Source organism: Psychrobacter sp. UBA6291 (assembly GCF_002439405.1).
GTDB classification, from domain to species: Bacteria; Pseudomonadota; Gammaproteobacteria; order Pseudomonadales; family Moraxellaceae; genus Psychrobacter; species Psychrobacter faecalis.
Genome location: NZ_DJUD01000057.1, coordinates 98616 through 112265, shown reverse-complemented (window position 1 = coordinate 112265; position 13650 = coordinate 98616). Strand labels below are relative to the sequence as shown.

Genomic DNA, 13650 nt, shown 5'->3' with positions numbered 1-13650 from the left:
TATTAGAATTTATCCCAATAAGGGTCATCACCGAAACGCTCGGCGATAAAATCAATGAGATAGCGACAGCGCTGCGACAAAAAGCGATTTTTCGGGTAGACCGCATAAGCGTTTAAAGTGGGCAGTTGATACTGCTGCATAATGGGCACCAGCTTACCACTGGCTAGGGTTTTATAAGTGATGAAATTGGGCAAAAAAGCAATACCGTGTCCCTTTACCGCCATATCGCGCAAAAAATCGCCGTTATTGACTTTTATTTTTGAATTGATAGCGACTTGATGTTTTTTGCCTTGCTCGTCTATCAGCTCTATCGTGCTAGATTTACTCAGACCGTATTGTAAAAACGCATGCTTGGCCAAATCTTCTATGGTTTTTGGCGTGCCTATTCTAGTCAGATATTCAGGACTTGCACATAAGGTATAACGAATCAGCGCCAGACGTTTGGCTTGATAACTTGAATCTTGCAGCTCTCTAATCCGAATCGCTAATTCAAAGCCTTCTTCGACCAAATCGGTATGGCGGTCAGAAAAGTTTAATTCAAAGTTCAGATTGGGGTGCTGATTGGCATATTCATCGATGACATCGTTTAAGTGCATCAAGCCAAATGACAAAGGTGCAGTCATTTTTAAGGTGCCCTCGATACGTGTCGGCGCGCCACTGGTTTCCTCGTTTAGCGCGTCCACTTCGCTGAGGATATTACTTACCTTTTGGTAATATTGCTCGCCAGCTTGGGTTAAGTTTGATTGGCGCGTGGTACGGCTAATCAGTTGACTGCCCAAACGCGTCTCTAAATCCTTGAGTCGGCGGCTTACTGCTGATTTAGCAATATTAAGTTGCTCGGCAGCCTTAGTAATGCTACCCGCCTCGACAATACGCACAAACATCGCCATATCTTCTAGTTGTCCCATCTTAGCTACCTCCTTACTGTTATTTGGCTGTTATTATTTAGCGGTTAATCATATAAAAAATAAAAGACCGAGTTAAAAACCCAGTCTTTTTATCAATAACGCCAAATAGTTTAGACTGTTTTCCGTATAAAATACGGTTCAAAGTCGTCAAGCCGTCTTATTTAAGATCGGCTTTTTTACTGCCTTCTACTTGAACGACCAGTTTAATGTCTTTCATCATACCGCCATCGGTAAAGGTATTCATACCCCATTTGGTTCTATCAATCGTGGTTTCAAAATCACCACCGCACGCTTCAGCTTTTAATAAAGGACTGTCATAACAGTTAAATTTAGTGGCCGTTAAAGTGATTGGATGCGTCTGACCTAGCAGCGTTAAATCGCCTTTGACCGCTTTGACTTTATCGCCTTCAAATTCCCACTTAGTCGATTTAAAATAAGCGGTTGGGTGTTCTTTTACATTGAAGAAATCGGCAGATTTAAGGTGACCATCAAACGCTTTAATACCTGTGCTCAAGCTGCCCATCGGGATGGTAATACCGACAAAGCCTTTTTTCTCTTTAGGCGCGTACTCAAGCGTACCCGATAGATTATAAAAGCCGCCAGCGTTGGTCGTGGTACCAAAGTGATCGACGAAAAAACGTACGGCGGTATGTTTGGAATCAAGCTCATAAGTTGCAGCGTGACCTAGTGTGCTAAGCAAACCAAGCGTACCGATAGCAGCAAAAGTAATTGCGCGGTTTGTTTTTTTAATAGAATTTATAGTGATCATAAATCATCCTTTTTAAGTGAGTAAGTAGAAGCTAGCGTTAAGTATGTCTTACATAACAACATAATGAGTGTAGCAAAAAATTAGGATATTAAACGCTAAATGGCATCGAAAAATGTTTCTTTCTGTGGCGCTTATCTCTAGCGTCTAATAGTATGGCTAAAATGCTAACTGTCTTAATAGTGAGCATAAATAGCACGTAACGCTATTGTCGTTTTTAATATTGTACCAGTAGAATTGCTATTTGACTGTTCTCTAAAAGAGAACTTATATTTGCGATTATCTTGGTTTATCTGCTATTAAGCAACGACTACAATAATGCCATTACCTAATCAAACAAAAGTCTTTTAAATAAAATCTTTATAATCATGACTTTTATGTTATTGGAGAATACTTATGGATAAGCTGCAAGAGCTGAGCGCCCCAATTGGTCGCTTATTGTTATCGATGATCTTTATCTTTTCTGGCTTTACCAAAATTACTGGCTACGCGGCCACCCAAGGTTATATGGAATCGATGGGCGTACCGGGTATGCTATTGCCTTTGGTCATTGCTGTTGAGCTGCTTGGCGGTATCGCAATTTTATTAGGCTTCAAAGCGCGCTTGGTGGCGATTCTAATGGCTGGTTTTAGCATTACGTCGGCGCTACTTTTCCATCAATTTTGGATTGATGAATCACAAATGAACCCATTTATGAAAAACATTGCCATGGCAGGTGGTTTCTTGATGATTTTTGTTCATGGTCCAGGTGCATATTCAATTGATAACAGTCATACGCGCAGAATCTAGTAGAGTAAATGGTTTAGACAATATCATCTTATAATTATAATCAAGGAGCCCCTATGAGCGCATCCATAAATATCGCATTAATTATCGGTAGTTTGCGAAAAGAATCCATCAATCGTAAATTTGCAGGGCAGTCGTCGCGTGCCTAATCCTATCTCTACAGAGACTGCCAAGCTGCCCAGCTTTTGGCAACGTCATCAAACGCCTGTACTTTTAACAGTGGTCGGCGGCGCGATTGATACCATTGGTTTTATCACCTTGTTTGGGTTCTTTACCGCCCATGTCACGGGTAACTTGGTGATGGCGGGTAGTGGCTTGGTAAAAGGTGAAGCGGGTCTATGGATTAAACTTGCTGCTTTGCCGCTGTTTATTTTAACGGTTATGCTCACCAAGATATTTATTGACCGCAGTAAAAATAAACAACTGACCTTGAGCCATTTATTTTTAGCAGAAGCGGCTTTTTTGACCGCGTTTATGGTGGCTGGTCTTTATTACCAGCCGTTTGTCGATGCCGGCGATATCACCGTGGCAATCACAGGTGGCTTGGGTCTCATTGCGCTGGCGATTCGTAATACCGCTAGCAAGACAATAATTAAGCACATGAGCCCGACGGTATTGATGACTGGAAATACCACGCAACTGGGTATCAATTTGACTGATTATCTCCTTAACCGAAACGCCGATAATGGCAAAAAACTGGCACACAGCTCAGTATTGGTGTTTAGCTTTTTAGTTGGCGCGTTAGTCGGTGCGCTGCTATATACGCAGCTGAGTTTTTGGGCTGTAGGTTTGTTTGTATTGCCCGTGCTGTATTTATCAGTGTTGGCACGCGATAAAGAATTCTTAGCGCATATCGCTTAAGGAATACTACCAATAATAAATCTCACCTAAACCATTGCCAATAAAAAACGCCCTAGCTTTATTGATAGGGCGTTTTTCTTGCTTGCTGGTTAAGCACTTATGTATCGCTATTCAAGGCGTAGCGTTATGAAATACTGAATTGTCTTGGTACTCTGGATGCTTGTCAATATAAGACTTTACATAAGAACAAGTTGGTTTCACTCGCAGGTTTTTCGCCGCTGCATCATCCAAAATATATTTGACCAGATAGCTTGCAATGCCTTGACCACCTAACTCTGCTGGCACTTCGGTATGTTTGTATTCAATACCTTTTTCGCCGGCGCTCGTGGTGAAAAATTCATAATCCTCTAAAGCGATTTTGTCATCGATATGAATCTCAAAACGCTTCTTTTCGGAATTATTAATAACTTCATAATGTAATGGTTGTTTATTCCCTACATCTGTCTTTGCCATATCTGACATGGTTAAATTTCCTTATATCGTATGATTAACATCTTCTAGACTTAATTTACACCTGCTCGCGTTACTTTTTTCATCACACTTTTATCGTAACTTTGGTCATAGTAACAGCTCATGCTAGTTGTACTGTTATGAGTATACAGAGTTCTGTTATAAATATATTACCTTAAATTTATGATGATATTGTTCTAAAAATAAGAATAGTCAATTGCGGATATTGTTATTTATCTGTTAGTAGACAACAATTATAATAGTTTCATTGTTTAAACGAGTTAATGAATGTCAAATTCTAAAGCAGTTTAACTTATTAATAATTAAGGATACATTATGAGAACCATCTATCATGCAGCAGATTCTCGTGGCGATGCCAACCATGGTCGGCTAAAGAGCAAACATACCTTTAGCTTTGCCAATTATCACAATCCAGAACGTATGGGCTTTGGGGCGCTACGTGTTATTAATGATGATTTTGTCATCGCAGGTCAGGGTTTTGGTAAACATTCACATCGCGATATGGAAATTATCAGCATTCCTTTATCAGGCAAGCTCGGTCACGGCGATAACATCGGTAATAATGGCATCATTGAAACCGGTGAAATCCAAGTCATGTCGGCGGGCACGGGTATCACCCACAGTGAAATGAACGCCGATGACCATGAAGCGGTGAGTTTTTTACAGATTTGGGTCATTCCAAACAAAATGAACGCTGAGCCTCGTTATCAGCAAATCCGTATGGATGAATTGATGAAGCCAAATGCGTTTAACCAAATTTTATCGCCTAATAGCGATGATGCAGGCGTGTGGATTCATCAAGATGCTTGGTTTAGCATGGGTGATTTTGATAAAGGCGTGACAGAGACATATCAGCTTAAAAATCCTAACAATGGCGTCTATATTTTTGTCATTAGCGGTAAAGTCGTTATAAACGGTAACACTTTGGATACCCGCGATGGTCTAGGTGTTTGGGATACCAAGAACTTTACGATGGATGTCCTCGATGGTGCTAAAGTATTACTAATGGAAGTACCTATAAACTTTTAAGACTAAATGAGCTTTTAATGCCAAATAATAGACATTAATTTTTATCTTTTGGTCACACTAGATTCTATATCACATCATAAGAGGTAAATTATGAGTATTGAAACCCTAGAGCCGCGCTTAGCAGATGTGGGCGGCATTCCCATTGCTCGTCTGTTACCCAATAAAGGTAAGCAGCCAATTGGTGCTTGGTGCTTTCTAGACCATGCAGGTCCTGCTGAATTTAGCGAAGATGAAAGCGGTATGCAAGTCGGTCGTCATCCGCACACCAACCTGCAAACCTTTAGCTGGATGCTAAATGGTGAAGTACTGCACAAAGACAGCTTGGGTAATAAGCAAGTGATTACCAAAAACCAAGTCAACGTCATGACAGCAGGTACTGGCCTTACCCAAGGTATCAGTCATACAGAGCAGAGCGTTTTTCCTGATACCGGTGGTTCGGCAGATGCCGCTCGTGGTCTAAGTATGGTACAACTGTGGATTGCGCTACCGACCGATCAACAAATCGAACGCAGTTTCCACCATTATCCAGAGCTACCGACATGGCGTGAAGATAACGTCGAGATGGTATTAACGACGGGCAGCTATGACAGCGTCACAGGTAAGCGCTATGAAGCGCCAACCATTCAGTACTCAAAAATGGTCGGTATCGACGTTTACTTTTTAGAGGATGGTGAAGTTACGCTTAACCTAGAACCGGGTTTTGAATATGGTATCTTGGTGACAGAAGGACAGATTGAGTCTGAAGGCAAAATTTGTGAGCAAGATCAATTGTTCCGCTTCCACGATAGCGACGTCGCCAATAATAAAAGCATCAAGCTAGTCGCCAAAAAAGGCACCCGTGTGATGTTTATCGGCGGTGAGCCATTAAACAATCAAGTGCTGCTGTGGTGGAACTTTGTCGCCGACAACAAAGAAGAGATTGAGCAATCTATCATCGACTGGAACAACGGTCATGAGCGTTTTGGTAATATCGACTCAGACATGAAACGCTTGCCAGCACCAAAATTACCGCAAGGCTTTAAAGGTTAGTTTGTTTAGTTTATTTTGGTTTTCATAAACTATTAATAAGATATAATTACAAAAAGGAAGTATTGATTAAGGTCAATCTTTCTTATAATACAGCAGATTTGTTGATAGTACGGTGGCTTGGTATTACCCATTAATCGTACTCGTATTCATTAGCTTCTAATCACTAATATTCCTAATAAATAATATGGAGAAAACTATGTCAGACCTAAAAACATTAGAGAAATTGGCAGAAAAACGTCGTTCAGTTTATGCTTTGAGCGATCAATTACCCGTTTCAAATGATGAAATCGTCAAGTTGGTTGAACATGCGGTTTTACATACGCCATCGTCATTTAACTCGCAATCAACGCGTATCGCTGTTTTGTTTGGTGACGACCATAACAAGCTTTGGCAATTAACCGAAGATACCCTACACGATATCGTCGATAACGAAGAGCAATTTGCGGCGACCAAGCAAAAAATGGATGGCTTCAAAGCCGGCGCTGGTACTATTTTGTTCTTTGAAGACCATAGCGTTGTCAGAGACATGCAAGCTGCTGCGCCTTTGTATGCAGACAAATTTCCAATTTGGGCGCACCAAACCAATGCGATGCACCAGTACATTATTTGGACGGCGTTAGCCAGTATTGATGTCGGCGCCAACTTACAGCATTACAATCCTATTATCGACAAAAAAGTCGCTGAAGAGTGGAATATCGATGAGCATTGGGAGATGAACGCGCAATTGGTATTTGGCGCTATCGAACAACCCGCAGGCGACAAGGAATTTAAGCCTCTCGAAGAGCGTATGAAAGTATTTGGTAAATAAGCTATTTTTTAAAATAGCTAGCAATTAGAAAGAGCGCCACTCAATGGATTATTGAGTGGCGATTTTTCAACTGTATTAAACGGAAAAGTTAAGCTAGTAGCAGCATTAAATACCGTTTATTGAGCTTTTTTACGGCGCATCAAGCTATTAGCTACCCATGCTGGACCAATCAGCAAGAACTGCAAATCTTCAAAGAAAGACGGTTTTTTGCCTTCAATTTTATGGCCAACAAATTGTCCAATCCAAGCAACCACAAAGATAGCTGCCCAAACCTTAAAGCCCCACGGCAGTAGCGTCATCACTGATAAGCAAATAAGAATAAATATGCCCATTGCCAAAAACAGCGGCGTCGATAAACGCATATAAAATATTAAAACTAAGGCGCTCATCACCAAGGTGAACCAGACCGATAGCGACATGCCCATGCCTAAGATACTGACAAAAATGGTTGGAACACAGAGCCAATGGATTTTTTTATTGACTAGGTTTTGATGGCTGACAGAATATTCACTGAGCCATTGCTCAAGTGTGCGTTTTGCCATACGGCCTTGACGGGTACGAGACATACTAACCTCCTTGTTAGCAAATAAATTTATTCTTACCAGTTGTAGCACTAATTGGCACAACCTGCCATTTTATCTGGTAAACCGCACAGTCAAAACATACTATCTTATTAACCTCATTTGTCTGTTTTTCAACTTTTTATGTTTTACCAAAATTATCCCTTAACGTACTGGTTGGGTTGACTCTCTAGAGTCTTGCTCGCTGCGATACCATTCATACAGTCCGACAAATGAATTAACTTGGTAAACCATGGTTTGAATGGCAAAGATATAATTGCCCGACATTAGGTTAACGGTTAGCCAAACGAAATTGGATAAAATCCATAACCACCAGTTAAATGAATAACGCAGAATCATCGCTGCCTGCGCAGTGATAGACAGCACAAAAGCGATAACATTAATCCAAAAGAAAGAGATAAAGCCCAAAAACTTACTATTATCATCTTCAACAACGGCGTAACCATAGCTGGCAAGTAAGTTATTTACTGTAGGAAACAGCGCCAAACCGATGACCATAAAAGCGATGGTTAATAGCCAAATCCAGCGACTGGCAGATTTGGGCACCATATCGCCATCGTCGTCGGTATGCTTGGACCAATAAAAAATCCCATAAAGATGACTAAAAAAGTTAAATAACGGCGCGAGCATCAAACCAACGGCGCCAGAAGTCGCTTGAACCACAAATTCACCTGCGGTCGCCGCCATTCCAAAACCATTACCTAGAATATTTTTGCGGAACGATAATGACACCACGCAAATCAAACCGATAAATGACACGGCTAAATAAAACCAATCAAGGGTATTGTGTTCGGTGGTCAGCCAAAAGCCTGCTGATAAAGCAATGACACCGCAGATAAACCATAGGACAATCCATTGTATCGCCCATTTCCCGGTGATGTTGTCTAGAAGCTGAATACGCATAACGTCTTTTTCCTCAAAGTATGGAAGCTATTATCGTTTTTTTTCTTATTTTAGAGTTATTTTTTTAACAGCATTTTTTCTATGGTTTTTTAAGTTTGTTATTTACCATAGATAAGCTTATCAATAATTAATAAAGCTTGCTGATAGCGGGCATCATAATCGGGCTGATCAATCATATGCAGCTCAATATCGTGACGAGCAAAAATATCTAATAAGCGCTGCTCAAAGCGACCGCGAGCCTCAGGCGTACCCAATGAGCGCATGCCATCGTCAACCCATGGAGTATTGTTATCAAGCATGATGGTATGGTCTAAGCGAAACTCATCGATACATGCGCTCACAAAGGGATGGGTACGACCTTCGTACTCTTCACAAAAAGCCTGCGTGGTGACAAAATCTGTATCGATAATGGTTACGGGCGCTGTTGCCCTAGCAGCGGCAGCACGGATCGCTTGGGCATGATTGAGGGCAATGGGACCATAATCGCTATACTGCAATCCAATCTCGCTACCGCCCAAATCTGTACCGACATACAGCCGTCCCATCTCAAGCGCAAAGCTGGATCCATAATAGTTGGCAAGCTTATGTACCAAAGTCGTCTTGCCCGAGCTTTCACCGCCAACAATCGCCACCGTTTTGGTATAGTCGCCGCGCACTTGTGGGTGCAGCGCCGACCAGTGGGCGACCGGATTACGTGCAATAGCGTAAGAATCAAATTCAGATTGCAATGGCGTCGTGACTACTGGCATGACTAACTGTCCAGAAACGTCCGACTGCGCCAAAGGATGGTTCTCTGCAACGAATAATACCGTTTCTGTTGGCAGGCCTAATGCATCTTTTAAACGTTGCAGCTTGGCATTGCTCGCCACAATATCGATGCTTACATCGGCAAAGCTTTCATGTAGCGGCAGCTCAATCTCATCAGTGGTATGAATATGGATAAATGGCAAATCTGCACACGCCATCTGTAGCCAACGTGCCTTATCTTGCAAGGTAATATTGAAGTCTGGATGTGGAGCAGGGTGCATCATAATCACAATATGTAGCGTCTTTGCTTGTCCTGCGGCATCCAATATACTGCGCATTTGTCCTAAATGTAGCGGTTCAAAATGTCCAATCATTAATCCTGACTCGTACATAGCTTTCCTTATGTGCTGTTTTTATTTTAGTTATGATTCATCGTGGCAATTCATATTTCCTAAGCCTTGATGATTTAATAGCATGGTATAAAGGTTTGGATAGATTTACAGGTAGGTTATTGTAAATAGGCATTATTTTATAAAGGACTTTTAATATTAAATTATCAATAGATAATAAAGTTTTTCCACCTAAACAGATTTAAAGTGATTGCTTGAACTTTTTAAAGTTGTAACAGAATATGTAATATAAGCGAAACAAAGTGAATGATGAAACATTTTGAAATAGTTATTTAAAATCAGGAGTTTAGGCGTAATTATGAGAGCTTAGAGTAAGCTTAAGTAGCATAAACTCACAAAGCACGTCTATATCATCAACAGATAAAAAGTCAATAGTTGCTATACTTATTCGTAAGTTCAAAAGGGTTATGAATTTTTATAACGTTTCAAAATAAATTATAGAAAATAACGTTAAATAATACATTCAAAATAAGCATAAATAATAAGAGAGGTATTTGATTTGGCTAAGTTAGCAAAATTACATCGCTCAAGAAATAATCGTATGATCGCAGGTGTGATGGGCGGTATTGCAGAATATGTTGGCTGGTCGCCAACATGGGTTAGATTGTTATTTGTGATTGTCTCCACCATGAGCGCCGCTGTTCCAGGCATCTTAATTTATATTATCTTATGGATAATCATGCCTAAAGCAAATAATCAGTCTTATCACTAAAAGCAAAGTTATAAAGTTAAGATGAATATTGTTTGTCGATATTAGCGTTATCTAAATCTAAAGTCATCTAAATAAAGACAACGTTAAGAACATAAAATACAAGGCTAAAATAAAAATAATAGCCCATGAAAAAACAAAAAGCCTGACTCATCAGGATGCCTGCGACACACTTTTCCTCCTGCCCGAATGCTCACGCATTTGGGTATTTTTTTATCTTGTTTTTATATCTATTGGATTAACGACGCTGATAGGTAGATTTTGATGATGAACCAAGCAAATAACTGACTATTTAAGCGGTTTAGACAAATTTAATTGTGCTAAATATAGATAAAATGGTCAATTTTTAGTAAGGTGAGCAGGCAAATAGCGTCGTTGCCAAATAGGCCATACGCGCGCTATCAATATCTTATTTTATAATACCCATTCCACCGCGGCGTTATGACATGCCCCAAACTATGACAATCCAAACTATGACATCTCAAGCGACAACTTCGATGACACAAGAAAAACATGCTCAGCCGATGACTTTTCAAGATTTAATTCTCACCTTACAGAACTACTGGGCTGATAAGGGCTGTGTGGTCTTGCAGCCTTATGATATGGAAGTCGGCGCTGGTACCTTTCATACCGCGACATTTTTGCGCTCGCTAGGTCCTGAGCGTTGGAATGCGGCTTACGTGCAGCCATCGCGCCGTCCAACCGATGGCCGCTACGGTGATAACCCGAACCGTTTGCAGCATTATTATCAATTTCAGGTGGTTTTAAAGCCCAATCCACCCAATATCCAAGAGCTGTATTTGGATTCACTACGCGCTATCGGTATTGATCCACTGGTACATGATGTGCGTTTTGTCGAAGACAACTGGGAGTCGCCAACGCTTGGAGCGTGGGGGCTTGGTTGGGAGATTTGGCTTAACGGTATGGAAGTGACGCAGTTTACGTATTTCCAGCAAGTGGGCGGTATCGAGTGTTTCCCTGTTACAGGCGAGATTACTTATGGTCTTGAGCGCTTGGCGATGTATGTACAAGGCGTCGATAGCGTCTATGATTTGGTCTGGGCAGATGGCGAATTTGGTCGCGTGACTTATGGCGATGTTTTCCATCAAAACGAAGTTGAGCAATCAACCTATAACTTTGAGCACGCTGATGTGCCAATGATGGGTCAGATGTTTGATTTTTATGAGCAGCAGGCGGATAAGTTGGTTGCTGAAGGTTTGCCATTACCTGCCTATGAGATGGTACTAAAAGCCTCGCATGCCTTTAACTTGCTTGATGCGCGCGGTGCGATTTCAGTGACAGAGCGTCAGCGTTTTATTCTGCGGGTACGAACGCTGGCGCGTAAGGTTGCTGTTGGTTACGTCGAAGCACGCGCGAAATTAGGCTTCCCATTGGCAGATGAAGCGCATCGTCAAGCGGCGCTCGATAAGTATTTGCCAAAAGAAGATGTACTAACTGAAAATACAGATGATAATCAAACTACTAACAATAATAAATAGGAGCATCCCATGAGTACTATTTTATTTGAACTGGGGTGTGAAGAGCTACCTCCAAAAAGCCTAAAACCGCTACGTGATGCGCTACAAGCCAGTGTCACCGAGCAGTTAAATGAAGCTGAAATTGGCTTCGATAGTATTAAAGCCTTTGCCGCGCCGCGTCGTTTGGCGATTCGAATTGAGGGTATCAGCGATAAGCAGCCTGATCGTAGCGAGCAAAAACGTGGTCCGGCTATTAAAGCGGCGTTTGATAGCGATGGTAATCCAACGCGCGCAGCGATGGGTTTTGCTAAGGGTTTAGGTATCGACGCCAGCGAGCTGATCACTATTAACACCGATAAAGGTGATTATGTCGGCTATGAGCAGATTATTCAGGGTCAAGCGACGACTGAGTTACTACCTACTATTTTCCAAACCGCGCTTGATAATTTGCCGATTGCTAAGCGTATGCGTTCTGGCGCGAGCCGCAATGAGTTTGTCCGTCCGGTACAGTGGGCGGTATTGATGCAAGATAGTGCGGTTATTGATGCCACTATCCAAGGACATCAAACTGGCAAGCAAACGCGCGGTCATCGCTTCCACAGTCCTGACTATCACGAGATTACGCACGCCAATGATTATGAGCAATTGCTCGATGATTTAAAAGTCGTGGCGGATTTTGATAAGCGTCAAACGTTGATTAAAAACCAAGTCAAAACGCTAGCCGATGAAGTCAATGCCGATCCTATCGTCCCGCAAGATTTACTAGATGAAGTGACGGCGTTGGTTGATTTCCCGATTGCGCTGCGTGCAAACTTTGAGGCGCGCTTTTTACAAGTGCCGCAAGAGGCGCTTATCTCAACCATGCAAGCGGATCAAAAGTATTTTTGCTTGACCGATAAAGCAGGCAAATTGCAGCCTTATTTTATTTTTATCACCAATATTGAGTCAAAAGATCCCAATCAAATCATCGAAGGCAACGAGAAAGTCGTGCGTCCGCGTTTGGCGGACGCGGAGTTTTTCTTCTTGCAAGACCAAAAGCAGCCTTTATTTGCTTTGACTGAAAGCCTAAAAACGCGTGTCTTCCAAGATAAGCTCGGTACGATTTGGGAAAAGTCTGAGCGTATTGCCAAGCTTGCTGCCTTTATTGCGACACTGATGCAGCAGCAAGGTCGCGATATTAATGTTGATGAAACGGTACGAGCTGCAATATTATCCAAAGCGGATTTGGCCAGCTCATTGGTCGGTGAATATCCTGAGCTACAAGGTATCGCCGGTACGTATTATGCGCGCTTAAATGATGAACCTGAAGCCGTCGCGGCCAGTCTGCAAGAGCAATATTTGCCTAAGTTCAGCGGTGATGTATTGCCGCAGACACCGATTGGTATTTGCTTAGCGTTGGCTGATCGTTTAGATACGCTGGTTGGTATTTTTGCTATTGACCAAGCACCGACGGGCTCAAAAGACCCATTTAGCTTACGTCGTTCAGCGATTGGTATTTTGCGTATTTTGATTGAAAAACAACTACCGATTAATTTGGTGGCGCTCGTTGAGCAAGCGATTAAAGGTTATAGTACCAGTGAAGGCAGCAAAATTGCCAAAATGGGTGATACCTTTACCCAAGTCATGGCGTTCTTAAACTCACGCTATCGAGCGATGTATACTGAGCAGGGCGTCAGCGTCGATACCATTCAAGCAGTACAAGCGATTAATCCGCATATGCCGCTTGACTTTGATCAGCGTATTCGGGCGGTACAAACCTTTAGTGAATTGCCACAAGCCGAAAAGCTTGCCGATTCAAACAAACGTGTTGCCAATATTTTAGCCAAGTCAGAGGTAAATGTCGCTGACACTGTCGATGAAGCGCTATTATCTGAACCTGCTGAGCAAGCGTTATATCAGGCTGTTCAGCAAGCGCAAACGGCGGTGAAACCGCTACTTGAAACGGCCGACTATACGCAAGTATTGCAAACGCTGGTCAGTTTAGATGCGCCATTGACCCAGTTTTTCGCTGATGTCATGGTAAATAGTGAAGATGCAGCGTTAAAGAACAATCGCTTGGCCTTGCTCAAGCAAGTGCGTGCCTTATTCTTAACCGTGGCTGACATCAGTGAGCTGCAGCTGTAGTTTGTTCATTATAGTTCGACAGTGATAGACCTCCGTTAGT

The 13650-nt window shown here is 42.0% G+C and carries 14 protein-coding genes; 8 read left to right on the top strand and 6 right to left on the bottom strand.

Going from position 1 to position 13650, the window contains the following annotated elements; all coding sequences use genetic code 11:
• Positions 1 to 2: 2 nt before the first annotated feature.
• Positions 3 to 908, bottom strand: coding sequence for a LysR family transcriptional regulator (locus tag B3R91_RS10055; RefSeq protein WP_144296697.1), 906 nt, complete (start codon positions 906 to 908; stop codon positions 3 to 5).
• A gap of 157 nt (positions 909 to 1065) precedes the next feature.
• Complete coding sequence (locus B3R91_RS10050) at positions 1066 to 1677, bottom strand: YceI family protein (RefSeq protein ID WP_286797475.1); 612 nt, start codon at positions 1675 to 1677, stop codon at positions 1066 to 1068.
• Positions 1678 to 2070: 393 nt separating this feature from the next.
• On the opposite strand from B3R91_RS10050, the gene B3R91_RS10045 reads away from it, so the two are divergent.
• Both B3R91_RS10045 and B3R91_RS10040 read left to right on the top strand, forming a co-directional pair.
• Positions 2071 to 2463, top strand: coding sequence for a DoxX family protein (locus B3R91_RS10045; protein WP_286797474.1), 393 nt, complete (start codon positions 2071 to 2073; stop codon positions 2461 to 2463).
• 138 nt (positions 2464 to 2601) lie between these two features.
• Positions 2602 to 3321 (top strand): YoaK family protein, encoded by a 720-nt coding sequence (locus B3R91_RS10040; protein WP_414707553.1) that lies wholly within the window; start codon positions 2602 to 2604, stop codon positions 3319 to 3321.
• Between the two features lie 111 nt (positions 3322 to 3432).
• On the opposite strand, the gene B3R91_RS10035 is transcribed toward B3R91_RS10040, so the two are convergent.
• Positions 3433 to 3783 (bottom strand): GNAT family N-acetyltransferase, encoded by a 351-nt coding sequence (locus B3R91_RS10035; RefSeq protein ID WP_286797473.1) that lies wholly within the window; start codon positions 3781 to 3783, stop codon positions 3433 to 3435.
• A 324-nt stretch (positions 3784 to 4107) separates the two neighbouring features.
• Between B3R91_RS10035 and B3R91_RS10030 the strand changes: the two genes are divergently transcribed.
• The 3 genes from B3R91_RS10030 to B3R91_RS10020 all read left to right on the top strand — a co-directional run bounded on the left by B3R91_RS10030 (position 4108) and on the right by B3R91_RS10020 (position 6658).
• Complete coding sequence (locus tag B3R91_RS10030) at positions 4108 to 4821, top strand: pirin family protein (protein ID WP_286797472.1); 714 nt, start codon at positions 4108 to 4110, stop codon at positions 4819 to 4821.
• Between the two features lie 90 nt (positions 4822 to 4911).
• Entirely contained in the window at positions 4912 to 5850 is a 939-nt protein-coding gene (locus tag B3R91_RS10025) for a pirin family protein (RefSeq protein ID WP_286797471.1), read from the top strand.
• Between the two features lie 196 nt (positions 5851 to 6046).
• Positions 6047 to 6658 (top strand): nitroreductase family protein, encoded by a 612-nt coding sequence (locus B3R91_RS10020; protein WP_068407496.1) that lies wholly within the window; start codon positions 6047 to 6049, stop codon positions 6656 to 6658.
• 116 nt (positions 6659 to 6774) lie between these two features.
• On the opposite strand, the gene B3R91_RS10015 is transcribed toward B3R91_RS10020, so the two are convergent.
• The 3 genes from B3R91_RS10015 to nadR form a co-directional block, all read right to left on the bottom strand.
• The gene (locus B3R91_RS10015) at positions 6775 to 7224 is read right to left on the bottom strand and encodes a DUF962 domain-containing protein (protein ID WP_286797470.1); all 450 of its coding nucleotides are present in this window, start codon (positions 7222 to 7224) and stop codon (positions 6775 to 6777) included.
• Between the two features lie 159 nt (positions 7225 to 7383).
• Positions 7384 to 8142, bottom strand: coding sequence for a nicotinamide riboside transporter PnuC (gene pnuC / locus B3R91_RS10010; RefSeq protein ID WP_144296690.1), 759 nt, complete (start codon positions 8140 to 8142; stop codon positions 7384 to 7386).
• Positions 8143 to 8240: 98 nt separating this feature from the next.
• Entirely contained in the window at positions 8241 to 9281 is a 1041-nt protein-coding gene (nadR, locus tag B3R91_RS10005; protein ID WP_144296689.1) for a multifunctional transcriptional regulator/nicotinamide-nucleotide adenylyltransferase/ribosylnicotinamide kinase NadR, read from the bottom strand.
• Between the two features lie 517 nt (positions 9282 to 9798).
• Here nadR and B3R91_RS10000 point away from each other — a divergent pair.
• The 3 genes from B3R91_RS10000 (at position 9799) to glyS (ending at position 13610) form a co-directional block, all read left to right on the top strand.
• Positions 9799 to 10011, top strand: a complete 213-nt coding sequence (locus tag B3R91_RS10000) for a PspC domain-containing protein (protein WP_144296688.1) — start codon at positions 9799 to 9801, stop codon at positions 10009 to 10011.
• 470 nt (positions 10012 to 10481) lie between these two features.
• Positions 10482 to 11507: a glycine--tRNA ligase subunit alpha gene (glyQ, locus tag B3R91_RS09995; protein ID WP_414707551.1), complete on the top strand. Its 1026-nt coding sequence runs from the start codon at positions 10482 to 10484 to the stop codon at positions 11505 to 11507.
• A 9-nt stretch (positions 11508 to 11516) separates the two neighbouring features.
• Complete coding sequence (glyS, locus tag B3R91_RS09990) at positions 11517 to 13610, top strand: glycine--tRNA ligase subunit beta (protein ID WP_286797469.1); 2094 nt, start codon at positions 11517 to 11519, stop codon at positions 13608 to 13610.
• The last annotated feature ends 40 nt before the right edge of the window (positions 13611 to 13650 follow it).